Below are 26,109 nucleotides of genomic sequence, written 5' to 3' on the forward strand. Positions count from 1 at the left end.
GAATGCCGGCGAAGGACCTCGGTTCAAAGTTCGTTTGCTTCAAGTGTCAGACGAAGTTCTACGACATGAAGAAGCCTGACCCGCTGTGCCCGAAGTGCGGCGCGGACCAACGGGAAAGCCCCGCACTGAAGCCTCAGCCCGAGGGACGCCGTGGCCGCCTGGCCGCCGCTCCCAAGGTCATCGAGCCCGAGCCCGAGGAGCCAGCAGCCGCGAGCGAGGAAGAGGAGGAGGATCTCGACTCGTTCGACGACGACGAGAGCGCGGCCGCCGAGCCCGACGACGACGACACCTGATTCAGGGGTGTGCGGGCTTCCTGGCGAGCGCCAGGAGGCCTGCGAGCCTCGGACGTCCTCACGAGGCGGCTTGTGTCCACCCGGTGCGCCCTTCGCGGGGCGCGTGCCGGGCCTGCTTCACGACCGACGTGCTTCCGCTCAGGTCCCCGATGCCAGCGCCAGCTCCGTGAGCGCGCGGCGGATCTGCTCGTAGAGGCCGGGTCCCATCTCCTGCATCCCCACCGGCCGCGGCTCCTTGCGGGGCGCTTCCAGGGTCTGCATCGGGCTCGTCAGTGTGGTCCGCTTCTTGGGCTGCATCGTCATGCCCCCCTCTCGTGTTGAAACCCAGCAGCAGCGTAGCAATTTTCCCGTCGCAGCGGAAATGAAATCCGGACGCACACGCCGCACCTCCTAGTACGTGCTGGGGCGAAAACCTTCCGCCCTTTCGCCAAGAAAGTTGGAAACGGCCGGCGCGGGCTACTGCTGGAGGTCCGTGACGGCCCAGTCCTGCTCCACCTGGACGCGCTCGCCCGCGCGGACATTCACGGTCTTCTCGGCCTGGGGCAGCCGCTCGTGCCAGAAGACGAGGGTGTGGGCGCCCTCGGGGACCTCCAGCCGGAAGCGGCCGTCCGGGGAGGTGGTGGCGAAGTACGGGTGGTCGAACGTCCGCACCACGGCCCGCATCCACGGGTGGATGTCGCAGCGGATGGGGACGACGCCGGGCTCCTCGGGCAGCGGCTTGCGCGTGCTCATCCCCTCCAGGGGCATGGCCACGTTGAAGAAGGAGCGCTTGGTGCTGGAGGACGCGCGCACGTTGTGGACGAGCGGATCCGAGTTGCGCAGGGTGAGCTGGCCGCCGGCGCGCGCGGCGAGGACGGGTGGCTCATAGATGCACTTCTTCTGGTCCAGCACGGGCTCGGCGGGCGGCTGGGCCGGTGCGGGCAAAGCGCTCGCCGACTTCAGGGACACCACCGTGTAGGCCAGCGCTCCCTCGCTCCCCACGACGAGGGAGCGGTCCTCCGTCTGCTCGCCGCACACGGACACCACGGTGCCGCTGGTGGGCGACGAGGTGGGAGGCGGCGGGGTGCCGGTGAGCCGGACGCGCCCCTCGATGACGCCCCACTTCACGTCGGCCGCGGGGCGCGCGGGCGCGGGGGCCTGCGCCTGAGGGGCCGCGGGCACGGACGGGGGCGGCGAGGAGGACTCGCGGCAGGCGAAGGCGAGCGCGAACAGGGGCAGCGAGCGGAGAAAGGTGGCGCGGAGCACGTGTTCCCGTCTAACGGGTGCGTGAAGCTCTTTCAAATGGTGGATGGCGCCCCGAGCGCCCGGGGGATGACTCTGGGTCGATTTGGGCGTTGGACCCCCATCATCCTTGTTGGTACAAGAGCGCGCGGCCGTACACGGTGCGGCTCTGTGGGAGGCAGCAACTTTGCGGGAGAAATTGAAGGCGCTGGCGGAGCTTCAGAATGTGGACCTGGAGGTCGCATCGCTCCGGAAGGCCGCGGACATCCACCCCCGTCAGATTGCCGAGTTGGAGCGGGAGCTGGGGGTGGCTCGCAGCGCCATCGAGGCCGAGCGCGCACGGGTCGCCGACATGGAGCGGCAGAAGACCCAGGTCGAGCAGAACATCACGGACGAGAAGGACAAGGTGAAGAAGTGGGAGGCGCGCCTGGCAGAACAGCGCTCCACCCGCGAGTACTCCGCCCTGGCCCGTGAAATCGACATCGCCAAGAAGGCCAATCTGACGATGGCCGAGGAGCAGGTGGAGCTGACGAAGCAGCTCGGCCAGGCTCGCGAGGCGCTCAAGGGCAAGGAGGCGGAGTTCGCCACGAAGCAGCAGGGCCTGTCCGCGAGGATGGGTGAGCTGCGCGGCAAGCTGGGCGAGTCCGAGGCGCAGGTGAAGGCGCTCGAGGGCCGCCGCGCGGGTGTCGCGGAGGGCGTCGACTCGACGCTGCTGCGGCGCTACGAGGTGGTGCGCAAGAAGAAGCTGCCCGCGCTGGTCGGCGTGGTGGCCGGCACCTGCCAGGGCTGCAACATGAACGTGCCCCCGCAGCTCTACAACCAGCTGCGCACCTCGCTCGGCACGGACATCTGCCCGTCCTGCAACCGCATCATCTACGCGGTGGAAGCCCTCCAGGAAACGCCCGCGGCGGCGAAGTAGGCCGCACGGATGCCCGCGCCGTCGCTGGTCGACATCCTCCGCCACATCGCGCGCGAGGAGCCGCTCTCGTCGACGGTGCGCGCCTTCCGCGGCCTCACGCGGGAGCACCTGGGGCAGCTCCTCGACGAGGCCGCCACCCGCCTGGACCCGTCCCCGCCGCTCGGGGACGAGGTGGCGCGGGCGCCCGCCGAGGCGCTGTCCCCTCCCCCACCCTCCGAGCCCTTGCCCCGCGTGCGCGTCTATTCGGACGGCGCCGCCAGGGGCAACCCGGGGCCCGCGGGCGCGGGCGCGGTGGTGACGGACGCCGAGGGACACGTGGTCGCCCGGCTGGGCCGGTTCCTCGGCACGCAGACGAACAACCACGCCGAGTACATGGGGCTGCTGCTGGGCCTGAAGCACGCGAAGGCGCTGGGCGCGCGCGAGGTGGACGTCTACGCGGACAGCGAGCTGCTCATCCGGCAGTTGGGCGGGCAGTACCAGGTGAAGAGCGCCACGCTGCGGCCGCTGTTCGACGAGGCGAAGAAGCTCCTGTCGGGCTTCACCCGCGTGAAGCTGCACCACATCCCGCGCGCGAAGAACGCGGACGCGGACGCCATGAGCAACCGGGCCATCGACGAGCGGATGTAGGCCGGCTCCCGGAGTGGACCGCCCTCCCGGGCCTGTTGTAAGGGGCAGGAGTCGGAGTGGTCCAGATGAACGCCGGCCACTGCAATCCTGGGTGGCGGGAGGAAAGTCCGGGCTCCAGAGGGCAGGGTGCTGGCTAACGGCCAGTCGAGGCGACTCGCAGGAAAGTGCCACAGAAAACAGACCGCCCGTTCCGCGAGGGGCGGGTAAGGGTGAAACGGTGCGGTAAGAGCGCACCGCGTCCGGGGTGACTCGGACGGCTCGGTAAACCCCACCTGGAGCAAGAGCCAATAGGAGCGCGTCCCCGCTGTCCGGGGGACAGGGGTTGCCCGCCCCATGCGTTCGGGTTGCTCGCTGATGAGGCCCCTGGGCAACCAGGGCCCTAGATGAATGTTCATCGCCCGTCCCGAAAGGGGCGGGAACAGAACCCGGCTTACGGCCCACTCCGACGCTTTTCCCTCACCGCGCCACGGGCACCTGCGCGACCAGCAGGCGGTTCTTCCCGTCGTTGCGCACCGCGTCCGGGTTGGTCAGCGTCAGGCGCGTGTCCGTGCGGGGGTCCCACAGCCCCAGCCAGATGTTGAGCGCCTTCGGGTTGGCGTCCGCGGGGAGGTAGATGGAGAACTCGTCCTTCACCGTCTCGCCCGGCTTCCACTGGGACGTGGGCAGCATGCCGTTGGCCGGCTTGTGGTCCAGGTTCATCCGCTCCATGCGGCCGCCCGCGTCCTCGACGTGGACGAAGATGAGGTAGTCCTCGTCGATGGCCTGGAGCACCTTGAAGTAGAGGGTGACCTGGGCGCGCTCGCCGGGCGTCAGCCGCCCGGGTTGCACGGTGGCCGCCACCAGCTCCACCTTGCCTCCCAGGTTCGCGCCGTTGCGCACGGAGAGCGCCGGAACCTGCGTCACCGTGGCGGCCTTGCGCTGCTCGGCGCTGGCACCACCGGGAGCCTCGACGATGCAGGCGCTGGCCAGCAGGAGAACCGACGGGAGCACGACAGTGGGGAGCTTGAGGCGCATGGCCCGCTGTTTCTACTCGGCCGGGGGCGCTGCATCCACCGGCGTGTTGGTGTATGCGGAGCCGCGCCCATGAAGACCCCCAATGCCCTCGACGCCCTGACCGCGCAGGTGCCGCCCGCCCCCTCCCCCGCCCCCACCCCGGGCGGGGAAACCACCCAGCCCGGGACGGGCGTGCCCCCCTCGGACGGCCTCACCACGGGCGACGTGGTGGGCATCAGCGGGGCGGCCCTCTTCGCCCTGCTGATGGTGCTGGCGGCCCGCAAGCTCTTCTTCAAGAAGCGCGCGCCCGAGCCGGGCAAGAAGCCCGGCGTCCCCGTCCCGGAGAAGCCCGCGCTTCCCGCCGAGCGGCCGGAGCTGCGCGTCGAGCTGCCCCCCTCGGAGAAGGAGGCCGCCCGGCTGCGCGAGGTGGACGAGGCCCACGCCCGCGCCCAGGAGCTGGCCCGCCAGCGCGAGGAGCTGAGCCGCGCGGCCCGGACCACCACGGACGCCGGCGAGCGCGCCCGCCTGGAGGAGCAGGCCCGCGCCCTCAAGGAGCGAGAGGAAGAGGAGAAGCGCGTCGAGTACCGCGCGAAGAAGGCCGCCGACGACGAGGCCCGCGAGCGGCGCAAGCGTGAGCAGGCCGAGGCCCAGCGACTCCTGGAGGAGGAGCGGGCCCGCGAGGCCGCCGCCGTCGAGGAGGCCCGCCGCGCCGAGGAGGCCGCCGCCCGCGCCAAGGTGGACGCGGAGGCCGGCCGCACGCTGGCCCAGGGCCTGGACAAGACCAAGAGCCAGGGCTTCATGGCCCGCCTCAACGGGCTGTTCGGCTCGCAGCGCCAGGTGGACGAGTCCGTGCTGGCGGAGCTGGAGGAGATTCTCTTCACCGCGGACATCGGCGTGCGCACCGCGAGCACGCTGGTGGACGTGGCGCGCGAGAAGCTCAAGCGCAGCGAGCTGAAGGACTCCGAGCGCATCAAGGACCTCATCCGCACGGAGGTGGCGCGCATCGTCGACCTGCCGGTGCCGCGCTCGCTGGAGGGCGGCGGTCCGCCTCACGTCGTCATGGTGGTGGGCGTCAACGGCGCGGGGAAGACGACGACCATCGGCAAGCTGGCCGCGCAGCTCACCGGCGAGGGCAAGAAGGTGGTGCTGGCCGCGGGCGACACGTTCCGCGCGGCGGCCACCGAGCAGCTCGACGTGTGGGCCGAGCGCGCCAAGGCGCAGCTGGTGAAGGGCGCCGAGGGCGGAGACCCGGGCTCGGTCATCTTCGACGCCATCAAGAAGGCCCAGGCCGAGGGCGCCGACGTCGTCATCGCCGACACGGCGGGCCGGCTCCACACCAAGGCGCCGCTCATGGAGGAGCTCAAGAAGGTCAAGCGCGTGATGGACAAGGCCATGCCCGGCACGCCGCACGAGGTGCTGCTGGTGCTCGACTCCACCAACGGCCAGAACGCCATCCAGCAGGCCAAGCAGTTCCACGAGGCCGTGGGCGTCACAGCCATCGCCCTGACGAAGCTGGACGGCACCGCCAAGGGCGGCGTCATCATCGGCATCTGCGACGAGCTCAAGCTGCCCGTGGTCTGGGTGGGCGTGGGCGAGAAGGTCGCCGACCTGCGCCGCTTCGAGCCGCGCGAGTTCGTCCAGGCGCTCTTCGACTGAAGCGTCCTGCCCTCACTGTCCCAACAGTGAGGGCAGCAGTTGCTCAAGCAGCTCCTTGGCCTGGGCGTCCAGCGCATCCGCGTCCAGGCCGCTGCCCGCCCCCAGCGTGTCCATCACCGAGTCCAGGTTGGGCAGACCCAAATCATCGTCACCGCGAGCCTCCTGCCACCAGCGCACGCGCAGCCGCTCGAGCGCCTTGCCGTTGCCGGGGCTCGCCTTGGCGAGTTCCTTGGTGAAGCACTCCTTGCACGTCCACTTGAAGCGGTACGTGTCCACGTAGGAGCGCAGGCCCTGGAAGAAGGCCGCGTCGCCCACCAGCTTGCGCGACGCGTGGTGCAGCAGCGGTGCCTTGCCGTACACCAGCGCGCCGTACTCCATCTCCCCATCGAACGCGCCCGTGGGCCGGTCCGCCCGCGCGTCCTCGCCGCCCGACATCCGGTACATGTGGTACGGCGCCACCAGCGCTTCCTTGCGCATCGACTCGGCGGCCTTCTTGCCGTGCTTCCACTCGATGTAGAGCAGCGCCGCGTACTGCGCCAGGGACTCGTCCACCACGGGCGCGTTGATGGGGTCCGAGCCCACCAGCCCCGCGAAGTACTGGTGCGCCACCTCGTGCGCGACGGTGAACTCCAGCGTGCGCTCCAGCGTCTCGCCCATCTGCGCCATCGGTGCCCCCGCGCCCAACGGGCCCAGCGCCTCCATCACTTCCTTCAGTTGCTCCAGATCCACGTGGCCCGCCACCATCTCGAGCGGGTCCACCACGCCGCGGTACAGCGACGTCGCCACGGTGATGAGGCCGGGGAACTCCATCCCGCCCGCCCCTCCGGACAACGGCGCCTCCACCACCCGGAAGTGCGTGTACGGCAAGGGCCCCAGGCGCTTCTCGAACTCCGCCAGCGCGGACGTGGCGTACTTGAGCACGCGCTCGCCCACGTCCTGGTTGCGCGCGGCGTAGTGGCTCTCCACCGTGACGCCGTTCACCGTGGCCGTGGACACCGCGTAGCCCTTCGACACGAGGATGGGGAAGTCGCGCACCGCGCCCGCGGCGAAGGCGTAGCGCACCCGGCCGTCACGCTCCGGCACCTCGCCCATGGCCGCGCCGGTGGCGTGCACCACCCAGCCCGACGGCACGGTGATGGACGCGAGCACATGCGCCGGCGCATACAGCGCCAGATCTCCAATGCCCTGCGGCCCCGCCCACGGCTGCCCCTTGTCGTCCAGCGGCGGCACCTGGGGCACCACACCCACCAGGCTGACGAAGTCCTCCGTGATGGAGAAGGCGCCATGGTCTCCAGGGCCCTTCTTCCCGCCACCGGCGCCGGCCAGCAGCCCGCCCCCGCCCTTCTCCCCCCGAGGCACCACCGCGCGCACGGCGACGTCCAGCACCACCGCCATGCCCACGGGCATGGGCTCCGCGAGGCGGTGGCGATACAGCGTGGGCTCCGGCTGCTCCAGGACGATGGGCGCGGTGTTCATCCGCGCGTCGGACAACACCACCCGCTTGCCACCCAGGGCGTTGGGCGTCAGCCGCAGGTAGAGTTCCTTGATGGGCTGCTCACGCGCCAGCACCTCCACCTGCACCCGCCCGGTGGCTTCGCGCGTCTCGGGGTTCACGTCGAGTTGCACCCGGTAGCGCGGCAGTTCCTCCAGGGGGCCCAGCGCCTTCGCGGCGCGCTCGCGCTCGGCGGGCTTGAGGTGCTGGAGGCTCAGCGCCACCTCCGGAGGGATGTCCGCCCGGGCCGGCTGTCCGAGGAGCAGGCACCACGACAGCAGGCTGAGCAGGGCTGGGCGCATGAAGCGCATGCTAATTGACCCGGGCCACCACGGCTCGTCTAGCCTTGCGGGACATGCACTCTCGAACGCTCCTGCTGGCCGCCACCCTGGGGTGGATGGCGTGCGCGCGCAACGTCCCCGCGCCCACCGCCGCCCCGACGACTCCCCGCTCCGTCCGCCTGGTCGTGGACACGCCGCCCCAGGAGACGGAGACCCTGGACAAGGTGCGCGAGGACGTGGAGGTGGACACGGACGAGGGCGAGCGCACGCCCCGCGTCGTCACCTTCGGCGAGACGCCCGTGCTCCAGCGCGACGGCATGCGCGCGCGGCTCTACGGGGACGCGAAGGGCACGCTCGGCATCAGCGTGGACAACTTCCTGCTGTTCGAGGTGACCGACGCCAAGGGACAGGTGAAGCGCCGCGCCGTCGTGGGCTTCACCGAGAGCGTCCACCTGGGCAACGAGCAGGTGGACAACGTGGGGCGCCGCGCCTTCACCTTCGAGCCGGGAGAGGTGGACCTCACGGAGTTCCTGCCGGAGTCCGAGCCCTTCAAGGTGCGCACCACCGTGCTGGACACCTGGGGCGTGGGACGCGTGTCGGACGTGTACCTGGTCCTCTCCGCGCCCGAGCCCCGCGCCGTCGAGGACGACCTGCGCGGGGAGTGAGACGGAACCTCCGGGGCCGCGCCACCCATCCGAGGGGACCCGGCCTTTCGGGAGGCTAGAAGCGCAGCCCGCCCACGGGCGCCAGCTTCTGCGCGCCACCGTTGCCGCGCACCGGGCGGATGCCGCCCCCCAGCACGATGTCGCAGGGGCCGTTGTTGCAGGCCGTCCCGAGGTTGGGGGGCTTGATGCCCGGCTCCTTCGTCGCCATCACCGCGCCCACGGTGCCCGCGGCCACGACGGCGCCCACGCCGGCCCAGACGTACCAACGGCCGTACCAGGGCTTGCTGGAGCCCTCCAGCTCGGCGTCCGGCGACTTCTCGTTGAAGGCCAGGGCCGGGTTGTAGTCATCCCCCTGCGACGTGGAGGACGGGTCCAGCACGGGGTTGGCGGGCACGTCCTCGCGCGGCGTGTTGCTCGCCACCGCGGTGTCCACCAGGGGCCGCATCTTGCCCACCAGCTCGTAGTTGGTGCCGGCCAGCACGTTGATGCGCTGGATGTCGGGGCGGAAGCCCTCCGCGCGGAACTCGATTTCGCGCGAGCCGGGCTTGAGCAGGATGTCGCTCAGGGGCACCGTGCCCACCTCGACGTCGTCCACCAGGACCTTGGTGCCGGCCACATCGGAGATGGCCCGCGCGAAGCCCATGGTGGCCACCAGCGAGACCTTCACGTCCTGCGTCGAGCCCTCCTTGACGGTGAACCGGCGCGAGTAGTCCTCGTAGCCGGCCTTGCGCACCACGAGCAGGTGGTCGCCGGGCGCCACGGGCACCGTCATGGGCGTGGCCGACAGCGCGCCCGCGTCGCGGCCATCCAGCGTCAGCCGCGCGCCCCGGACACCCCCGGCGATGACGACGGCGAGCTCCGTCTTCACCGGCGCCAGGGGCGCCAGCAGGCTGTCATCCGGTGGCGGGAGGTTCTTCTTCTTCGAGCCCTTCGCGGTGGCGGCGGGCCTGGCGGCCTTCGGCGGCTTCTTCGCCGTCGCCTTCTCCGCCTTCTTCTTCTTCACCACCTTCGGCTTGGCCGGCTTCTTCGTCGCCGACTTCGACGGCGTGAGTGGAGCGAGCAGGTCGTCGGCCTGAGCGAGCGCGGAGGACGGTGCCGCCAGGACGGCCACCAGCGAAAAGAGGACGAGGCGTCGAATGCTCATGACGGTCCGAAGGTTAGAGAGTCGTCCAAGGGGAATCAAACGAAGTCCCGCTCGCACGTCCATTCAGCCAATATCCGCGCCCCATGCACCGCGCCCTGCCTTCGCTGGCCCTCGGCTTCAGTGTCCTCTGCCTCACGGCGTGCCCCGCCAAGGCGCCTCCCACCCTGGAGACGCGCTCCCCACCTCCACCGCCCATCCGTGTGCCGCCCGGCTGTGAGAGCAGCCAGGCGGGCGAGTACCGCCACGAGGAGAACCCCGCGTTCCGCTACCGGGGCGAGGAGGACGCGGGCACGCTGACGCTGGCCGTGGTGCGCGCGCTCGCGGACACGGATGCGGGCACCCCGGGCGCCGACTTGAGCGGGGCGACCATCGTCCTGCAGCGCACACCGGGCGGCTTCGTCGGGGAGACGCGCGCCACGGGCTTCACGGGCTCGGGCGCTCCCTGCCCCGTCGTGTTCCCCACGGAGCTGGTGGCATGCGACGACGCGGGCCTCACGCTGCGCGCGGTGGCCAGCACGTCCATCGACGAGGGCTGCCAGCCCTCCCGCACCGGACCTCCGCCGGTGCGCCTCAAGCAGGTGCTGCTGCGGGAGACGCCGGACGCGGGTCCCTGAAGGTCCCCGGCGCCCGGCTTCGCGTCACGCCCCGGAAGACCTCCCGGGGCGCGCACGGCTTGACCTCAGGCGGCGCGGCGCGCCTGCTCCTCGGCCGCGTTGACGGCGGGAGCGGCGTCGCTGAGCTTCACGCGGCCCGCGAACCCCTGCATCAGGCTGGAGACGCCCACGTACAGGAAGCCCGCCTGGAACAGGATGATGAAGGGCAGCGACGTGTAGATGCGCGCGTCGATGGCGAACCACAGCGCCCCGGTGAAGTACGCCGCGAAGAGCAGCTCCACCACCGGCATCAGCGTCTTGCTGCCGCGGTACGCCTTCTTCACCGCGACGACCTTCTTGCCCTCGGCGCCCGTCTTCGGCGTGCGGGCGAAGCCCGACTGCTGGTTGAGCAGCGCCTCCGCCACGGCCTTGGCGTTGTTGATGGCCAGGCCGATGCCCAGGCTCATCAGGAACGGCAGGTACTTCACCCGCTCCCAGCCCTTCACGCCCCGCTCGCGCTGCGCGGCCACGTAGAAGAAGCACACGCTCGCCGTGGCGGACACGAAGAAGGGCAGGTCCAGGAACAGCGTGCCGTACAGGCCGTGCTGGAAGCGCACCACCATGCTGATGGGCATCAGCACCGACAACAGCACCATCAACAGATAAGCCATGTTGTTGGTGAGGTGGAAGAACGCCTCGCGCTTGACCACCAGCGGCAGGTCGCTCTTGAGGATGGTGGGCAAGAGCTTCTTCGCCGTCTGGATGGAGCCCTTGGCCCAGCGGTGCTGCTGGCTCTTGAAGGCGTTCATGTCCACCGGCACCTCGGCCGGGGAGATGACCTCCGGGAGGAACACGAACTGCCAGCCCTTGAGCTGGGCGCGGTAGCTCAGGTCCAGGTCCTCGGTCAGCGTGTCGTGCTGCCAGCCGCCCGCGTCCGCGATGGTGCCCCGGCGCCAGATGCCGGCGGTGCCGTTGAAGTTGAAGAAGCAGCCGGAGCGGTTGCGCGCCGTGTGCTCGATGATGAAGTGGCCGTCCAGGAAGATGCTCTGGGCCTGCGTGAGGATGGAGAACTCACGGTTGAGGTGGCCCCAGCGCACCTGCACCATGCCCACCTTCGCGTCGGAGAAGAACGGCACCGTGCGCAGCAGGAAGTCGGGGCTCGGCACGAAGTCGGCGTCGAACACGGCGACGAACTCGCCGCGCGCGGACTTCAGGCCGTTCTCCAGCGCGCCCGCCTTGAAGCCCTCGCGGTTGACGCGGTGGATGTAGACGATGTCATGGCCCTTCTGGCGGTGACGCTCCACGCACGCCCGGGCGATGCCACACGTCTCGTCCGTCGAGTCGTCGAGGACCTGGATCTCCAGGAGGTCGCGCGGGTAGTCGATGCGGCACACCGACTCCACCAGGCGCTCCACCACGTACATCTCGTTGAAGATGGGCAGCTGGATGGTGACGCGAGGCAGCTCCTTCAGGGAGCCCTTGGGCGTCGGCAGCTTGAACTTGTGCCGGTAGTACAGGAACGCCATCCGGTACCTGTGCGAGCCGTAGACCGCCAGCACGCACAGGACGCTGAAATAGACGCCCAGGAAGATGATCTCGACGGTGGTCATCGGTGACGCTCAGCCCCTCCCGCACGGCCCCCGTGGCCCGCGGTCCTTCCATACGCGGCGGCTCCGGAATCCCGTCCTCACGCCGACCGCCGCCTCCTGGGTCCGCTGAGCCCCCGCCCCGTATGTGCCCGAAAAGACAAGGGTTTGACCTTCCGGGACTGATCGCGCCGGACAATAGGGAGGCGTCAAGGACGTGTCAAATTATTCCCCGAATTTGAACGTTCTGTTCAGGTCCATCGTGACCCACCGCGTCGGAGCGGGTCACGAGGGCCTGGAGGAACGCCCTGGGGAGCCGGGCAGGCGGCCTGGGGCTGTCGGGGCGTCGCTTCAGCTGACGGCGCGGCGGGGCTCGTCGACGACGGGAGCGGGGGTGACTTCGGGCGCGTCCAGGATACCCGCCTCGTCGCGCGTCGCGAGCGCCAGGATGCGCTCGACGAGCGCCGGGAAGTCCAGGCCCGCGTGGCCGGCAATCTTGGACAGGAGGCTGGTGGGGGTGAAGCCGGGCAGCGTGTTGACCTCCAGCACCACGTCGTTGTCGGTGTCCGAGCACAGCAGGTCCACCCGCGCGTAGCCCCGGCAGCCCAGGGCGCGGTACGCGGCGAGCGCCAGCGCCTCCACGTTGGCCACCCGCGTGGCGGACAGCCGGGGCGGCAGGAAGTAGCGGGCGCCCCCCTTGTACTTGGCCTCGAAGTCGAAGCCCTCGCGCGGCGTGGCCACCTCGCAGCTGCCCAGCACCGCGTCACCGAGGATGCCCACCGTCACCTCGCGCCCGGACACGAAGCGCTCCACCAGCGCCTCGCCCCCGAAGCGGCACGCCTGCGCCACCGCCTGGGCGAGCTCCTGAGGCTCGCGCACCACGCCCAGGCCCACCGAGGAGCCGCCACAGGCGGGCTTCACCACGCAGGGGAAGCCCAGGTCCCCATGCAGCTCCGGGGCGCGCGCAGCGTCGTCGCGGCCCACGCGGTACCCCTGGGGCGTGGGGAGGTTGTGCAGCCGGAAGAGCTTCTTGGCGAAGGGCTTGTTCATCGCCAGCGCGGACGCCAGGACGCCCGAGCCCGTGTACGGCAGCTCCAGCAGCTCCAGCAGGCCCTGCACGCGGCCGTCCTCGCCCATGCGCCCGTGCAGCGCGATGAAGGCCACGTCCAGCTCGGCGGCCCGCAGCGCGCGGTCCAGGCCCGGCCCCGCGAATATCCGGGTGACGTGGTGGCCGCGGGACTCGAGCGCCGCCACCACGGCCTCCCCGCTCTTGAGCGAAATCTCCCGCTCCTCACCCCACCCGCCCATCAGCACTCCGACGCGCTTGCCCATGTCGATGAAACCCTCCGTGGGTTCACGACAGAGCACGGCGGATGCCAACCCCACCCCGAGGGGTGGGACACAGGCGGCCAGGCCACGCGTCCCGAGTGGAGACGCGGGGTTGCGAGGACCAGCGGGCGGCCAGGCGGGCGTGTCCGCGGGGACGCGGCGCGGCAGCCCGGCCACGGGGCGCCAGGGGCTGTAGGAACTACCGCCCCTCGCGCCCGCGACTACAAGCCGCCGTCACCGGTTCCCGCGTCCACGGGGCCGGGGCCCGGGACAGGGCCGGCGTCACCACCCGCGTCCGGGGTGCCAGAGTCGGTGCCGGCATCCGTGGTGCCCGCGTCGGTGCCACCATCGGAGGGCCGAGGGGTGTCGTCCGCGGTGCAACTGCCGTCCTTGCAGACGTAGTTCTCCAGGCACTGGTTGCGGTCATCGCAGGGCTGACCCTCCTCGTCGAAGTCGACCAGGAGGCTGCACGCGGACAGGCCCAGGGAGAGGGCCGCCATGGGGATGAGCAAACGAAGGGGACGTCGCATGGCTAGTAATTCCGGAGATCGTCTTCGTCGATGGACGGCCGCTTCTTCTTCTCTTCTTCCTCGCGCTTGCGCTTCTCCTCTTCGTCGCGCTTGCGCTTGGCCTCCGCATCGGCCTCCTCCTGCTTGCGGCGCTCCTCCAGCTCACGGCGCTGGCGCTCGACCTCCTCGCGGCGCTTCTTGAGCTCCTCCTCGCGCTGGGCGGCGTCCTCGTCGCGCGAGCGCTTCGTGTCGCGCGCGGGGGGCGGCGCCGGAGCCGGCTCGGTGGCCTGGGGCGCGGGCGTCGTCTTGGCCGGCGCGGGCGTCGTCGTCTTCGACGGGGGCGGAGGCATGGGGAGCGGCTCGCTCACGGGCCGGGTGCCCTTGGGCGGAGGCGGCATGTCCAGGGACTCGCTCTTGGAGGGCGCGGCCTTGGACGGCGGAGGCGTGGCGCGCGAACGGGAGGGCGTGGCCGCGGCCTTGGAGGAGGAGGAGGACGAAGAGCTGCTTCCACCACCGGCGAAGGCGAAGTAGCTGCCCAGACCCGCGGAGACCAGACCCGTCACCAGGCCGATGTCGGCCACCAGCGCGTACGTCTTGCCCGTGTCCTTGAAGTCCTTGGCGCGGGGGCTCGTCTGGGGCGCGCGGCGGAAGTCATCCTCCTTCGAGGAGGCCTCCATGCCGAAGTAGATGCCGCCCGCCAGCAGCGCGACACCCGTGGCCATCAGCACGTAGCCCATCGTCTTGCGGTTGCTGCTGCCGCCGCTGGAGAAGTGCGTCACTGGCTTGTTGCCCGCGAGCCTCGCCGTGTCCGCGCCCACCAGCGAGGACAGGAACGTGTCGGAGCCCGTCGCCATGGCCTCGCCCACGGGCACCGAGCCCACGGCGTAGCCGAGGTTGTGGCCGTCCGTGACGTCCAGCCGCAGGCCCGTCACCTGCACGGGCGCGGTGCCCGTGCCGCCCTGGACCAGCAGCGCCAGCACCTGGGACACACCGGCCAGCGCGCCCAGTTCGCGCAGGGCCATGTCCCGCTCGACACCGTCGGGCTTGCGCACGACGCGCTCGGTGATGGCCTGCAACGCGCGCTGCGAAGCCGAGGGCCGCAGCGTGAGCGACGTCTCCCCTTCGCGGGCGCGGCGCTGCTCGAGCTCGTAGCCCGGCGCCATCACCGTCACGAAGTGGTCCGCCGCCGTCAGTCCCTGGAGCGACACGGGCGACACGCCGCGGAACTGGCCGTCCACGTACACCTGCGCGGGCACGGGCTCGGTGCGCACCGTCAGCGCGACGGTGGAGCCGGCGAGCGCCGCCTTGCGCTCCTTGTCCACGAAGGCCATCTCGTCGGGCGGGAAGAAGTTGGACGAGAACTGCGCCCGCGGGTCCACCGCGAGCACCGCGCGAATCTCCAGCTGCGCGGCGGCGTTCTCGCCGTTGGCCACCTGCGAGGCAGCCTTCATCACCCGGGCGCGGACGAAGTCGCCGAAGCCGCGCGACAGGTCTCCCGCCTCGAACGCCTTGGCGGCCACGTCGAAGCGCTCGAGCGCCTTCTGTGTGTCCAGCTCGTCGTACGCCGCCTGGCCGTCCTTCATGGCCTGGGTGCCCTCGGCGGCCTTCGCCTCGCGCTCGGCCCTGCCCTGCGCGTCCAGCGCCTCCGACAGACGCACCAGCTCCAGCCGGCCCGAGCGCGCCACGGACTGCTCGGCCCAGTACGCCAGCCGCGCCGCCTCCGTGCGCGCCGTGGCATCGAGCGGGATGGCCACCACCGTCACCGAGGACGGAGAGGCGGAGGGGACTGCTCGGGGCGTCAGCCTGAGGGGGAGGCTCGACTGCGCGGCGGCGGGGCCCACGGCCAGCATGCCCACCAACCACCCGCTGAGGGCCGCGTGCATCGCGCGATTGCTCGAAGGTCGCATCACTCGTTCACCTTTGTCCGCCCGCCATCAAACGGAGGTCGCGGCGAAAAGCAAGGGGGAAGCAGTGTCTTCAGCGACCCTCGGCGCGCGCCGGAGGCCGTCCACCAGGGGCCGCAAGCCCGTTGAGGTACTCGAGCGCGACCTTCAGCGGCGGGTCCTTCAGCGGCGCGGCGACGTCCCAGGGCACCAGGTTCTCCGGAGGGCCCTTGAGCGTGGACGGCTGGGACGAGGCCTCCTCCGAGCCCTCCGCGCGGAAGTGACGCTGCAGGTCCTTCTCGCGCGGCGCCTCGCGTCCGGGCTTTCCACCCGCCTCGTCCGGGACGACGTAGTCGGGGGTGATGCCGCGCTCCTGGATGCTGCGACCCTTGGGTGTGTAATAGCGGGCAATCGTCAGCTTCAGGCCGGAGCCGTCCTCCAGCTCGATGACCGTCTGCACGCTGCCCTTGCCGAACGTCGGCGTGCCGATGAGCGTGGCGCGGCCGTGGTCCTGGAGCGCGCCGGCGACGATTTCCGACGCGGAGGCGCTGCCCGCGTTGACCAGCACGACGACGGGGTAGTTCTTCTCCGTGTCGCGGTCCTTGCTGCGCTCCTCGGTGGAGTTGCGCCCGTCGCGCCCCCGGGTGGAGACGATGGGCAGGTTGCCCGGCAGGAAGCGGTCGCTCACCGCCACCGCCTGGTCCAACAGGCCCCCCGGGTTGTTGCGCAGGTCCAGCACCAGCCCGCGCAGCTCCTTGCCGCCGTTGAGGCCGCGCAGCCGGTCCAGCTCCTTGCGCAGGTACTGGTCCGTGCGCTCCTGGAAGTTCTTCACCTTGACGTGGCCGATGCCTCCGTAGAGCGCGCCCTCCACCGACACGATGCGGATGTGGTCCCGGATGATGGCGATCTCTCGCGGCGCGGTGAACCCCTGGCGCTGGATGGTGAGCAGGACGCGGCCACCCGCGGGCCCGCGCATCTTCTGCATCGCGCGGCCCACGTCCATGCCCCGCGTGCTCTCACCGTCGATGCCCACCAGCTCGTCGCCCGCCTTGAGGCCCGCGCGCGCCGCCGGCGTGTCGTCGATGGGCGCCACGACGATGATGCGGTCGTTCTTGCGCGCGATTTCGATGCCCAGTCCGCCCCACTCGCCCGAGGTGTCGATCTTCATCTCCCGGAACACGTCGGGCGGCATGAAGACGGTGTGCGGGTCCAGCGTGTCGAGCATCCCCTGGATGGCGCCGTAGACCAGCCGCTCGCGGTCGGGCGGCTCCACGTAGTTGTTCTCCACGTAGGAGAGCACGCGCGCGAAGGTCTCCAGCTGGCGATAGGTGGCGTCGTCCTTCTCCGCCCGCTCCGCCTTCCCCGGAGGTCTGCTCCCGCCCGCGTCCTTCTTCTCCTGTGCGGCCGAGGGCCCGGACACGAGGAGGAGCGCGGCCAGCGCCGCGCGCCATGGCTGGGAGAGACGCATCACGACGGTACGTCCTTTCGCGGAAGACAGCTCGAAGGGCGTCCCAGTCTATACCCGGCCCTCAGAGGCCCGACGCATCCGCGAAGCGCACCAGGTGCGACACCAGCTCGTCCGGACGCTCCATCTGCGGCACGTGGCCGAAGCCCTGCACCACCTTCACCTGCGCGTGGGCCGGCAGGTGGGAGCGGAACCAGTCCAGCGAGCGCGAGGGCAACAGCCGCTCGCTGCCGCCCCACAGGAACAGCACCGGCATGGCCAGCTTGCCCACCGCCTCCGGCGAGAGGCTCAGCCGCGACTCGAGCGCCTCGGCGGTGAGGGCCTTCACGGTGGGCGTGTCATAGAAGCGCCGCAGCTCGGTGGCCAGGAGCAGCGCCGGCAGCGGGGCCTGATGGAACAGGCGCCGGGTGAAGGCGCGCGCCTCCGCGGGCGTGCCCACCTTGAACGCGTTGAGCAGCGCGGTGCTCTCCTCCAGCGGCAGCTCCGCGCCCGCCGGGGCCACCAGCGCCAGCGCGCGCACCCACTGGGGAGACTCGGCCGCCAGGTTCACCGACATGGCGCCGCCCAGCGAGTTGCCCACCACGTACGCGGGCGCCTTCACCTCCTGCTCGACGAAGGCGCGCAGCACCTCGAACTGGTTGCGCACGCACACCTGGCCGCCGCAGTACTGCACGGAGAAGCCATGGCCCGGCAGGTCCGGCGCCACCACGCGCGAGAAGCGCTTCGACAGGCCGAAGAACGTGCGCCCGAAGCCGTTCGCCGAGCCGCCCAGCCCGTGCACCAGCACCACCGGCGGCCCCTTCCCCTGCCCCTTCAGCGAGTAGAAGTGCACCGACTGTCCGCCGACGTCGACTGTCGAGGACTGGACACCCCGGGCCACCAGCACCCGTCGCATCACCTTCTGCATTCCGCCCATGAGGTCCATGCGCCTGCTCGCTCCTCTCGTGCCGAAATCCCTTCACCCAGGATAACAAGCCCGCCTCAAGCGTGCCGCAATGCGTCAGGGCGTCGGGGCCAGCCAGGGTGCGGGGTCGACGGCCTGCCCGGCCTTGCGGACCTCGAAGTAGAGGTACGAGCCCTTGAGCGAGCCGGTGTCCCCCACCTCGCCCACCGGCTCACCGGCGACGACGGGGGCGCCCACCTCCGGGGTGACTGACGACAGGTGGGCCATGAGGGTGTGGTAGCCGTCCCCGTGGTCGAGGATGAGCAGGTTGCCGTAGCCGCGCAGCGAGCCGGCATAGACGACGGTGCCATCGGCCACGGCGATGACGGGCGTGCCGGAGGCGGCGCGGATGTCGAGCCCCTTCTGCACGGTGACGGTGTTGAAGCGCGGGTTGACGACCTTGCCGAAGCCCACCTCGACGATGCCGCGCGTGGGCGAGGGCAGCTTGCCCTTGAGCGCGCCGAAGCCGTGCGTGGCGGGCGCCTCCTTCAGCTCGCGCACCACCTGGGAGAGCTCTGCGTCCGCCTGCTCCAGTTCCTTCACCGCGCGGCGCGCCAGCTCCGCCTCACCCGCGAGCGAGCCCACCACCTCCTCGAGCGCCTCGTGCTGCGCGCGCGCCAGCCGCTCCTGCTCCTGGAGGAACGTCACGCGCGCGGCGAGCGAGGTCTGCAGCCGCTTGAGCTCCAGCGTGGACTGGCGCTGCAGGTGAGCCACGCGCTGCACGCCGCGCAGCAGGTCCAGGTCTCCGGCCATGCTCGCCTCCAACGCGCGGGCGCGCCACACCAGCGCGGAGAAGTCCTCGGCGGACAGCAGCACCTCCAGCGGGCGGCGGCGCATGACGCGGTAGAGGGTGCGCAGCCGCGGGGACAGCCGGCGCAGTTGCACGCGCAGGGCCTCGCGCAGCAACACCTCTTCACGCTCGGCCAGGATGACGCGCTTGCGGAACACGGCCAGGTCCGCCTCCAGCGCGCGCACGCGGCGCCGCGAGAAGGCGACCATCTCCTCCATCAGCTCCAGGCCCTCGAGCACGGTGAGCTTCTTGGCCTCCACCAGCGCCAGCGTCGCGCGCTGCGCGGCCAGCCTCTCGCGCAGCGCGGACTGCTCCGCCTCCTCCAGCTTCTGTGCGCGCGCGGGGAGGCCGAGGAGCGCCAGGCCGAGCGCGAGGACGAGGACGCGGCTCATACGCGCAGGAAGCGGCCCACCGCCACGAAGCTGCCGCCCAGCCCCAGGCCACAGCCCGCGCCCACCAGCTCCAGCACCAGGCGCGGCTCCACCCACGGCGCCGCCACGCCCGGCCCCAGGAGGAAGGCGAACAGCGAGCCCAGCGTGGGCCCCACCAGCTTGCCGAAGGCCCACAGCCCCAACAGCGCCACGCCCGCGCCGAGCAGCCCCTGCAGCAGCCCCTCCAGCAGGAAGGGCGCCTTGACGAAGCGGTCCGTGGCGCCGACCAGCTTCTGGATTTCAATCTCCTCGCGCCGCGAATAGATGGCGAGCTGGAGCGTGGCCGCGACGATGACGACGGTGGCGCCCAGCACCACCACGAAGGCCACCATCGCCCCGAAGCTCAGCGCGCGAGCAATCGCCGTGAGCCGCTCCACGGCCTGCTCACCGTAGTCCACGCCGGACACGCCGGGCAGCTGTCGCAGCTCCTTCGCCAGGGCCTGGAGCGCCTCGGGCGTGCGCTGCGCGGGCGGCACACGCAGCTCCAGCGCCGCGGGCAGCGGGTTCTCCGGCAGCTCCGACAAGGCCTCGCCCAAATCACCCAGCTCGGTGCGCAGCCTCGCCAGCGCCGCGTCCGGCGGCACCAGCGTCACCTGCCCCTGGCTGAGCGCCTCCACGCGGGCGCGCACGCCGTGCGCCTCGTCCTGGCCCAGCTCCGGCGCCAGGTACACCGTCACCTCCACCTCGCCGCCCAGGGACGCCAGGAGGTTGTCGAGCACCCGGGCGCCGCCACGCGCCAGCCCCGCGGAGAACAGGGCGATCGCGATGGTTGTCACGGCGATGAAGTGCACGAAGGGCGAGTGCTTGAGCCCCACCGCCGCCGAGCGCCAGAAGTACCGCGTCTTCGCCAGCGCGCTCATACCACCATCCGCCGCGCCGCCTTGACGCCGTCCTCGTCGGAGACAATCTGCCCGCGCTCCAGGCGCACCGTGCGCTTCTGGTAGCGCGCGAGCAGCGTGGCGTCGTGCGTGGCCACCACCACCGTGGTGCCCCGGATGTTCACCTGCGTGAGCAGGTCCATGATTTCGACGGTGAGCGCCGGGTCCAGGTTGCCGGTGGGCTCGTCCGCCAGGAGGATGGTCGGGTCGTTCACGAGCGCGCGCGCGATGACCACGCGCTGCTGCTCTCCACCCGACAGGCGCAGGGGGAACGAGTCCGCCTTGTGCTCCAGCCCCACCAGCTTGAGCATCCGCCGCACCTTGTCGCGCGCCTGCGCGCGCGGCACGCCCAGCACGTCCAGCGTGAAGGACACGTTGTCCTCCACGGTGCGGTGCGGCAGCAGCTTGAAGTCCTGGAACACCACGCCGATGTTGCGGCGCAGGTAGGGGACGGCGGACTCGCGGATGCGGGCGATGTTGCGGCCGCCCACCAGAATCTGCCCCTTGGTGGCCTTCTCCGCGCAGAAGATGAGCTTGAGCAGCGTCGTCTTGCCCGCGCCCGAGGGGCCCGTGAGGAAGAGGAACTCGCCCTTCTCCACGCTGAGGTTGATGTCCGAGAGCACCGGCGGATCGCCGGGATACGCCTTGTAGACGTGGAAGAATTGAATCATGGCGCGGCGCGGGAGGACGCCAACCTACCACGGCCGGGCGCGGGCGACCCACGCACGCCCGGCGGGAGGACCGGCTTTCCCCTCCCACCCCCGGCACCACCTGTGCGACGGTCCCACGCCATATGGGTGAGCAGGCCGCGCGCGGCGCGACGACGGGACAGTGGGTGGGACGTGTCGCGGGCCCCCTGGCCGCTGGCCTCATCTACGGGGTTCCCTCCGGTCTGCACACCCTGCCCGGCCTGGACCACCGCCCCGCCGCCGCCGCCGCCGTGGCCGCGTGGATGGCCCTCTGGTGGTTCACCGAGGCCGTCCCCATGGCCTGGACGGCCGTGCTCCCGGTGGTGCTCTTCCCGGTGCTCGGCGTGTTCGACACGGACAGCGTCGCGGTGGCCGCGGGCCGCTCCGTGCTGCCCTTCCTGGACCCGTACATCTTCCTCTTCATGGGCGGCATGGCGCTGGGCGCCGGCATGGAGCAGTGGGGCCTGCACCGCAGAATCGCCCTGCTCATCATGCGCGCGGTGGGCACCGGCCCCCAGCGGCTCTTGTTCGGCATGCTCGCGGCCACCGCCGCCGTGTCGCTCTGGATTTCCAACACCGCCACCGCGGTGATGATGGTGCCCATCGGCATGGCGCTGCTCGCCCAGCTGCGCGCGTCGGAGGGCCGCCCGCTGGAGCACTTCGGCGCGGCGCTGATGCTCGCGGTGGCCTACGGCTCCAACCTCGGCGGCATCGGCACCAAGATTGGCAGCCCCACCAACTCCGTCTTCGCCGGCGTGGTGTCGCGGCGGCTGGGCACGGACGTGGGCTTCGTCGAGTACATGGTCGCCGCCCTCCCCTTCGTCCTCCTCTTCCTGCCCGTGGCGTGGGCGGTGTTGTGGAGATGGGCCCGGCAGGACCGGATGGGCCCGGGCCAGGGCGGAGACGTCATCGCCCGGGAGCTCGAGCAGCTGGGCCCCATGTCCCGCGGGGAGCGCACCGTGGGCGTCGTCTTCCTCGTGGCCGCGGTGCTGTGGATTTTCGGCGACCCGCTGCGCGCGCTGCTCGCGCCGGGGGTGGCCCGCGCCTTCGACGGCTTCAAGCTGGGCGGCAAGCACTACGAGGCCGCGGTGGCCATCGTGGGCGCCGTGACGCTGGTGGTGCTGGGCCGGCTGTCGGTGGCCGCGCTGCGCCGGGTGCCCTGGGACACGCTGCTCCTGCTCGGCGGAGGCTTCGCGCTGGCGGCGGGCATCGAGGCCAGCGGGCTTGCCTCGTGGATGACCTCGCGCCTGTCGGAGCTGGAGTCACTGCCGGGGCTGGTCCAATACGGCACGGTGGCCAGCGCCACCATCCTGCTGTCGGCCATCGCCTCCAACACCGCCACGACGAACGTCATGCTGAACGTGCTGCCCGCCTCGCGGCCCTTGTTGGCGGTGAGCACCTTCGCGGCCTCGTGCGACTTCGCCCTGCCCGCGGGCACGCCGCCCAACGCCATCGTCTTCGGCAGCGGCGTGGTGCGCCTGCCGGTGATGATGCGCACGGGCATCCTGCTGGACGTCCTCGCCGCGCTGCTGCTCACGGTCTACGGCGCCACCTGGGTCCGGTGGGTGCTGCCCTAGCGAAGCGGGAGGAGGTGTCGACTGGAGGACAGTCGACGCGCCCGGGGCCACGAGGCCACCGGGGCGACGAACGGCGGGGGGCTACTGCTCGCCCTCTCCCGCCAGGTAGCTGAGGATGACCTCGTCGAGGCTCTTCTCGGAGATGAGGTCCTCGCCGAAGAGGGTCTCCACGCCGACCTCGTTGATCTTCGGCTTCTCCTTGAGGGCCCGAGCGGCGGCGACCTCCGGAGGCAACACGGGCGCGACAGGCGCGACGGGCACCACCACCGGCTTGGGGGCCATCGGCTGGCCGGTCTGCAGCTTCGCCTGGGCCTGGTCGGCCTCGGAGGCGAGCTGACCGGGCTGGTACGACCGGACGGCGGACTCGTAGTTGTCGTACACGCCGTTGATGAGGTTTCGCAGCATCTCCTTGTGCTGCTCCTCCATCAACTCGCGGACGACCTCCGCCAGGCTCTCCGCGTTGAGGATGTCCGAGTAGGACGTCTTCTTCGACGCGAGGATGTTCCCGCCCACGAACAGGTGGGTGATGATGTGGGGATTGTTGACGCCCGAGTCCTCGGTCTGGACGTGGTAGACCTTCCCCTTGTGCTTGATGTTGTGGTTGAAGCCGGTGACGGCCTTCTCGAAGGTTTTCGTCATTGCCGAGTGGGCGGACCGTACCAGCCGCTTCCCCACGTCGCAAGGTAAGCCTCGCCCCCGCATGTCCGTCCCGCGCGCCTGCCCGCCGGGCATGACGCAAAAGCTGCGGCGGGAGCCCGCCTGCCTTGCGACCCGGCCTTCGAGTGCGCCCGAGACTCCGGTCCGTTGAAAAGCCAAAAGCGGCTGGGGTACGTACAGGCTATGGGTGTGGTGCTCCACGACACCCCCGGCCCAGGGACGCCACGGATGAAGAAGACGAACGAGATCAAGAACAAGGTCCGCCTGCAGGACGCCCAGGTCCTGGCCGAGGGCTACTCCCCCGCCATCCGCGCCATGGAGATTGGCGCCATCGTCAGCTTCGTGGCGCTGGAGCTCCTCCTGGTCTACCGGCTCTACAACAACCCGCACGGTGGACCGTGGCTGCTGCTCGGCGCGGTGCTGCTGGGCTACCTGGCCGCGGACTTCGTCTCCGGCTTCGTGCACTGGATGGGGGACACGTGGGGCTCCACGGAGATGCCCATCCTCGGCAAGGCGCTCATCCGCCCCTTCCGCGAGCACCACGTCGACGAGAAGGCCATCACCCGCCACGACTTCGTGGAGACCAACGGCAACAACTGCCTCATCTCGCTGCCGGTGGCCGTGGCCGCGGTGAGCATGCCGCTGTCCAGCTCCGGCTGGGTGTTCGTGTCCAGCTTCCTGGGCGCGATGATCTTCTGGGTGATGGCGACCAACCAGTTCCACAAGTGGTCGCACATGGACGCGCCGCCGGCCCTCATCGGCTTCCTGCAGCGCATCCACCTCATCCTGCCGCCGGCCCACCACCAGATCCACCACACGGCGCCCTTCAACAAGTACTACTGCATCACCGTGGGCTGGCTGAACTGGCCGCTCAACCTGGTGTCCTTCTTCCCGCTGATGGAGCGGCTCATCACCCGCGTCACCGGGCTGGTGCCGCGCGAGGACGACATCGGCGACGAGGCCGCCCGCGCGCTCGTGGAGGCCGAGGGCGCCGCCGAGCCCCCCGTCGTCCAGGCCGCCAAGGAGCTGCTCACCAAGGCCACCACGACGGAGGAGGCCGCGCCCGCCACCGTCACCACCCGCCCCTCCGCCTGAGCACGCTGGGCCCGGAGCCGGGCCCACGCCGTCAGAACTTCAGGTCCACCTGCTCGGCGTGGGTGATGGGGCGGCCCAAAAAGCGCGCCCCCACCTCCATGAAGCGCTCGGGCACGTCGGTGACGAAGTAGTCGTGAGAAGGCGGCTTCTCCCCCGTCGCGGGCGCCAGCAGCCCCTTCTGTTCCAGCAGCGCCGCGACGGCCTGTGCGGTGGCCTCCGCCGAGTCCACCAGCGCGACGTCCGGGCCCACCACCTCCGCGATGACGCCCTTGAGCAGCGGATAGTGCGTGCAGCCCAGCACCAGCGTGTCCACGCCGTCCCGGGCGAAGTCCCCCAGGTACTCGCGCGCCGTCAGCAGCGGCACGTCCCCGGTGGTCCACCCCTCCTCCGCCAGCGGCACGAAGAGCGGACAGGCGCGGGCCTTCACCCGCACCCGCGGCCCACCGGCCTCCAGGGCCCGCTGGTAGGCGCCGGAGCGGATGGTGCCCGGCGTGCCGATGACGCCCACCCCACCGCCCCGCGTGCGCGCCAGGGCCGTGGAGGCGCCCGGCTGGATGACGCCCACCACCGGCACCGGCAGCGAGGCCTCCAGCGCGGGCAGCGCGGCGGCGGAGGCCGTGTTGCAGGCCACCACCAGCAGCTTGATGCCGCGCTCCAGCAGGAACTCCGCGTTCTTCAGCGAGTAGCGCGTCACCACCTCGCCGGACTTGGTGCCGTAGGGCACGCGCGCGGTGTCGCCCAGGTACACCGTGCTCTCGTGGGGGAGGCGGGCCATCAGGGCCTTGAGGACCGTGAGCCCGCCGATGCCGGAGTCGAATACGCCGATGGGATTGTGGCTGCCTTGCCGCATGTCCCGTGTCCCTATCACGTTTGATGCCAGCGACAGGGCCCACCCCCGCAAGCACGAAGGGCCGAGGCACCTGGCCCCGGCCCTTCTGTTCACCCCGCGAACGGGTGGGTTCGACTAGTTGGGGAACAGCGACACCAGCAGGGCATTGTTCGGGCCCGGGAAGGAGTGGCCCACCACGTCCACGGTGACGCTGTTGGCGACCGAGCGGTACTCGACGCCGTTGTTGGCCCGGGCGAACATCTCCACCTGGTAGCGGCCCGGACGCAGGAACTCGAAGACCACCGGCGCGTCGTTGCAGCCGTGCACGTCACCGACGATGCCGTACACCAGCTCTCCGGTGAAGACGTCGCGGAAGTTGATGGCCACGTCGTTGATGCCCGCCTGCGAGCAGCTCAGCGCGGAGCCACCGGCGCGCAGCTCCCACTTGATGGACGCGCCGCCAATCACCCACAGCGAGGCCAGCACGTTCGCCGAGCCACCCGACGGCACCGAGAACGAACCGGTGTAGTAGTACCAGGGGTTGTTCTGGGCATCGACCGCCACCAGCTGCAGGTCGTGGTTGCCCGCGCCCAGGTTGGTGTTGGTGATGGTGGCCCCCGCGCTGCCCGCCGAGCAGGAGAAGCGCTCCCACGGCCCGCCGTCGATGCGGATCTCCACGTGCGTCACCCCCGCCTGGCTGCAGTTGAAGCGGCTCGGCCCGTCCTGGAACTCCCAGCCCAGCGTCACGCCGGTGGCGGTGGAGCGCATGGAGCCGATGTACGAGGTCGGCGCGCCATAGTGCGTGGTCAGCCGGCCGTTGTGCTCGTAGACGGCGCGCAGCCGGGAGTCGAGCGCGACCATGATGACGTTGTGCTCCCCCGGGTCCACGTACAGCGACTTGATGGCGTTGCCGTTGCTGCCGGCCTCACAGTCGAAGCGGCCCCACTCGCTGTTGTCGATGCGCACGTCCACGTAGCGCACGCCGGCCGAGTTGCAGCTCGCGTTCCCCGGGAACTGCCACTCCAGGTACGCGTAGGACGGCGGGACGCCCGGCGGCAGCAAGTCGATCTCCACCGTCTGGTCGCCGTTGATGCGGAAGGTGCCGCTGCCCTCGTACAGCACCTCGTTGACGTAGCTGACCGCCTCCAACTGGAAGCTGTAGGTGCCCGGCTGGAAGCGGTGCAGGACGATGCCGTCGAAGCCATTGGCGCGGCACGGGTAGCGGCCATCGTTCTCCAGGCGCTCGCCCGGGATGTAGATGTTCACGCCCCGGACATCCGGGTCCTCGTCGCAGCGCAGCCCCGCGAGGGTCCAACGGAACGTCACGTCACCTTCGTAGGCGGGCTCGTCGTGGATGATACAGCCGGAGGAGACCGCCGCCAGGCAGAGGAATGCAACCAGCAGTCGGGAGTTCATGGGGGGCAACCTGTCTTGGGGTGATGAGGTGTTCGGCCCGTTTCAGTCACCTCGGACGACCCCTCCCGGGAATTATTCACCGGCACGGCCAATCCACTTCAAGCAGCCGGGCTTGCCCCGTTTGTTTGACCCAGTTGTAGCGGAGTGT

25 protein-coding genes and 1 other RNA gene are annotated in these 26,109 nt (G+C 70.8%); 9 read left to right on the plus strand and 17 right to left on the minus strand.

Annotation, left to right across the window (positions count from 1 at the left end):
• Positions 1 to 2 precede the first annotated feature (2 nt).
• Positions 3 to 293: an FYDLN acid domain-containing protein gene (locus AC6JA9_RS32690; protein WP_141333389.1), complete on the plus strand. Its 291-nt coding sequence runs from the start codon at positions 3 to 5 to the stop codon at positions 291 to 293.
• A gap of 138 nt (positions 294 to 431) precedes the next feature.
• On the opposite strand, the gene AC6JA9_RS32695 is transcribed toward AC6JA9_RS32690, so the two are convergent.
• Entirely contained in the window at positions 432 to 596 is a 165-nt protein-coding gene (locus tag AC6JA9_RS32695; protein ID WP_170300416.1) for a hypothetical protein, read from the minus strand.
• A gap of 153 nt (positions 597 to 749) precedes the next feature.
• The gene (locus tag AC6JA9_RS32700) at positions 750 to 1,538 is read right to left on the minus strand and encodes a cupredoxin domain-containing protein (RefSeq protein WP_267699840.1); all 789 of its coding nucleotides are present in this window, start codon (positions 1,536 to 1,538) and stop codon (positions 750 to 752) included.
• A gap of 163 nt (positions 1,539 to 1,701) precedes the next feature.
• Between AC6JA9_RS32700 and AC6JA9_RS32705 the strand changes: the two genes are divergently transcribed.
• The 3 genes from AC6JA9_RS32705 (at position 1,702) to rnpB (ending at position 3,508) form a co-directional block, all read left to right on the plus strand.
• Positions 1,702 to 2,433, plus strand: coding sequence for a zinc ribbon domain-containing protein (locus tag AC6JA9_RS32705; RefSeq protein ID WP_223748169.1), 732 nt, complete (start codon positions 1,702 to 1,704; stop codon positions 2,431 to 2,433).
• Positions 2,434 to 2,442: 9 nt separating this feature from the next.
• Positions 2,443 to 3,060: a ribonuclease HI family protein gene (locus AC6JA9_RS32710; protein WP_223748168.1), complete on the plus strand. Its 618-nt coding sequence runs from the start codon at positions 2,443 to 2,445 to the stop codon at positions 3,058 to 3,060.
• A 53-nt stretch (positions 3,061 to 3,113) separates the two neighbouring features.
• An RNA gene (rnpB, locus tag AC6JA9_RS32715) (RNase P RNA component class A) lies at positions 3,114 to 3,508 on the plus strand.
• Positions 3,509 to 3,516: 8 nt separating this feature from the next.
• On the opposite strand, the gene AC6JA9_RS32720 is transcribed toward rnpB, so the two are convergent.
• The gene (locus AC6JA9_RS32720) at positions 3,517 to 4,074 is read right to left on the minus strand and encodes a hypothetical protein (protein WP_046715611.1); all 558 of its coding nucleotides are present in this window, start codon (positions 4,072 to 4,074) and stop codon (positions 3,517 to 3,519) included.
• Positions 4,075 to 4,143: 69 nt separating this feature from the next.
• Between AC6JA9_RS32720 and ftsY the strand changes: the two genes are divergently transcribed.
• Positions 4,144 to 5,709, plus strand: a complete 1,566-nt coding sequence (gene ftsY, locus AC6JA9_RS32725) for a signal recognition particle-docking protein FtsY (protein ID WP_497958345.1) — start codon at positions 4,144 to 4,146, stop codon at positions 5,707 to 5,709.
• Between the two features lie 12 nt (positions 5,710 to 5,721).
• Here ftsY and AC6JA9_RS32730 read toward each other — a convergent pair whose 3' ends face one another.
• Positions 5,722 to 7,503, minus strand: a complete 1,782-nt coding sequence (locus tag AC6JA9_RS32730) for a M1 family aminopeptidase (RefSeq protein WP_223781775.1) — start codon at positions 7,501 to 7,503, stop codon at positions 5,722 to 5,724.
• A gap of 53 nt (positions 7,504 to 7,556) precedes the next feature.
• On the opposite strand from AC6JA9_RS32730, the gene AC6JA9_RS32735 reads away from it, so the two are divergent.
• Positions 7,557 to 8,147 (plus strand): hypothetical protein, encoded by a 591-nt coding sequence (locus tag AC6JA9_RS32735; protein ID WP_141323768.1) that lies wholly within the window; start codon positions 7,557 to 7,559, stop codon positions 8,145 to 8,147.
• Between the two features lie 55 nt (positions 8,148 to 8,202).
• Here the strand turns inward: AC6JA9_RS32735 and AC6JA9_RS32740 are convergent, their stop codons facing one another.
• On the minus strand, positions 8,203 to 9,291 hold the full coding sequence (locus AC6JA9_RS32740; protein ID WP_267699836.1) for a PEGA domain-containing protein: 1,089 nt from the start codon (positions 9,289 to 9,291) through the stop codon (positions 8,203 to 8,205).
• Between the two features lie 83 nt (positions 9,292 to 9,374).
• Between AC6JA9_RS32740 and AC6JA9_RS32745 the strand changes: the two genes are divergently transcribed.
• On the plus strand, positions 9,375 to 9,905 hold the full coding sequence (locus AC6JA9_RS32745) for a hypothetical protein (RefSeq protein WP_497958346.1): 531 nt from the start codon (positions 9,375 to 9,377) through the stop codon (positions 9,903 to 9,905).
• Positions 9,906 to 9,970: 65 nt separating this feature from the next.
• On the opposite strand, the gene AC6JA9_RS32750 is transcribed toward AC6JA9_RS32745, so the two are convergent.
• From AC6JA9_RS32750 to ftsE, 9 genes are all read right to left on the minus strand, one after another.
• Positions 9,971 to 11,494: a cellulose synthase family protein gene (locus AC6JA9_RS32750; protein ID WP_223748161.1), complete on the minus strand. Its 1,524-nt coding sequence runs from the start codon at positions 11,492 to 11,494 to the stop codon at positions 9,971 to 9,973.
• Between the two features lie 327 nt (positions 11,495 to 11,821).
• On the minus strand, positions 11,822 to 12,802 hold the full coding sequence (locus tag AC6JA9_RS32755) for a D-alanine--D-alanine ligase family protein (protein WP_497958347.1): 981 nt from the start codon (positions 12,800 to 12,802) through the stop codon (positions 11,822 to 11,824).
• A 218-nt stretch (positions 12,803 to 13,020) separates the two neighbouring features.
• Positions 13,021 to 13,329 (minus strand): hypothetical protein, encoded by a 309-nt coding sequence (locus AC6JA9_RS32760; RefSeq protein WP_223748159.1) that lies wholly within the window; start codon positions 13,327 to 13,329, stop codon positions 13,021 to 13,023.
• Positions 13,330 to 13,331: 2 nt separating this feature from the next.
• Complete coding sequence (locus AC6JA9_RS32765) at positions 13,332 to 15,215, minus strand: PEGA domain-containing protein (RefSeq protein ID WP_223781772.1); 1,884 nt, start codon at positions 15,213 to 15,215, stop codon at positions 13,332 to 13,334.
• 70 nt (positions 15,216 to 15,285) lie between these two features.
• Positions 15,286 to 16,659: a S41 family peptidase gene (locus AC6JA9_RS32770; protein WP_497960791.1), complete on the minus strand. Its 1,374-nt coding sequence runs from the start codon at positions 16,657 to 16,659 to the stop codon at positions 15,286 to 15,288.
• Between the two features lie 61 nt (positions 16,660 to 16,720).
• A complete protein-coding gene (locus AC6JA9_RS32775; protein ID WP_497958348.1) occupies positions 16,721 to 17,581 on the minus strand; it encodes an alpha/beta fold hydrolase in 861 nt (286 codons plus the stop codon).
• Positions 17,582 to 17,656: 75 nt separating this feature from the next.
• The gene (locus AC6JA9_RS32780; RefSeq protein ID WP_497958349.1) at positions 17,657 to 18,781 is read right to left on the minus strand and encodes a murein hydrolase activator EnvC family protein; all 1,125 of its coding nucleotides are present in this window, start codon (positions 18,779 to 18,781) and stop codon (positions 17,657 to 17,659) included.
• The gene (locus tag AC6JA9_RS32785; RefSeq protein WP_223748154.1) at positions 18,778 to 19,680 is read right to left on the minus strand and encodes a cell division protein FtsX; all 903 of its coding nucleotides are present in this window, start codon (positions 19,678 to 19,680) and stop codon (positions 18,778 to 18,780) included. The genes AC6JA9_RS32780 and AC6JA9_RS32785 overlap by 4 nt, the downstream gene beginning before the upstream one ends.
• The gene (ftsE, locus tag AC6JA9_RS32790) at positions 19,677 to 20,369 is read right to left on the minus strand and encodes a cell division ATP-binding protein FtsE (protein ID WP_223748153.1); all 693 of its coding nucleotides are present in this window, start codon (positions 20,367 to 20,369) and stop codon (positions 19,677 to 19,679) included. The genes AC6JA9_RS32785 and ftsE overlap by 4 nt, the downstream gene beginning before the upstream one ends.
• Before the next feature lie 122 nt (positions 20,370 to 20,491).
• Between ftsE and AC6JA9_RS32795 the strand changes: the two genes are divergently transcribed.
• Positions 20,492 to 21,964, plus strand: a complete 1,473-nt coding sequence (locus AC6JA9_RS32795) for an SLC13 family permease (RefSeq protein ID WP_223781769.1) — start codon at positions 20,492 to 20,494, stop codon at positions 21,962 to 21,964.
• A gap of 81 nt (positions 21,965 to 22,045) precedes the next feature.
• Here the strand turns inward: AC6JA9_RS32795 and AC6JA9_RS32800 are convergent, their stop codons facing one another.
• Positions 22,046 to 22,603, minus strand: coding sequence for a RomY N-terminal domain-containing regulatory protein (locus tag AC6JA9_RS32800; protein ID WP_046715624.1), 558 nt, complete (start codon positions 22,601 to 22,603; stop codon positions 22,046 to 22,048).
• Between the two features lie 246 nt (positions 22,604 to 22,849).
• Between AC6JA9_RS32800 and carF the strand changes: the two genes are divergently transcribed.
• Positions 22,850 to 23,716 carry a plasmanylethanolamine desaturase gene (gene carF / locus AC6JA9_RS32805; RefSeq protein WP_141323756.1) on the plus strand — a complete coding sequence of 289 codons (867 nt, stop codon included), beginning with the start codon at positions 22,850 to 22,852 and terminating at the stop codon, positions 23,714 to 23,716.
• A 31-nt stretch (positions 23,717 to 23,747) separates the two neighbouring features.
• On the opposite strand, the gene murI is transcribed toward carF, so the two are convergent.
• Together murI and AC6JA9_RS32815 are read right to left on the minus strand one after the other, a co-directional pair.
• A complete protein-coding gene (gene murI, locus AC6JA9_RS32810; protein WP_223748151.1) occupies positions 23,748 to 24,566 on the minus strand; it encodes a glutamate racemase in 819 nt (272 codons plus the stop codon).
• A gap of 114 nt (positions 24,567 to 24,680) precedes the next feature.
• Positions 24,681 to 25,961, minus strand: coding sequence for a hypothetical protein (locus AC6JA9_RS32815; RefSeq protein WP_223748150.1), 1,281 nt, complete (start codon positions 25,959 to 25,961; stop codon positions 24,681 to 24,683).
• Positions 25,962 to 26,109: the final 148 nt, after the last annotated feature.

The sequence above is a fragment of the Myxococcus sp. MH1 genome, from assembly GCF_059738865.1.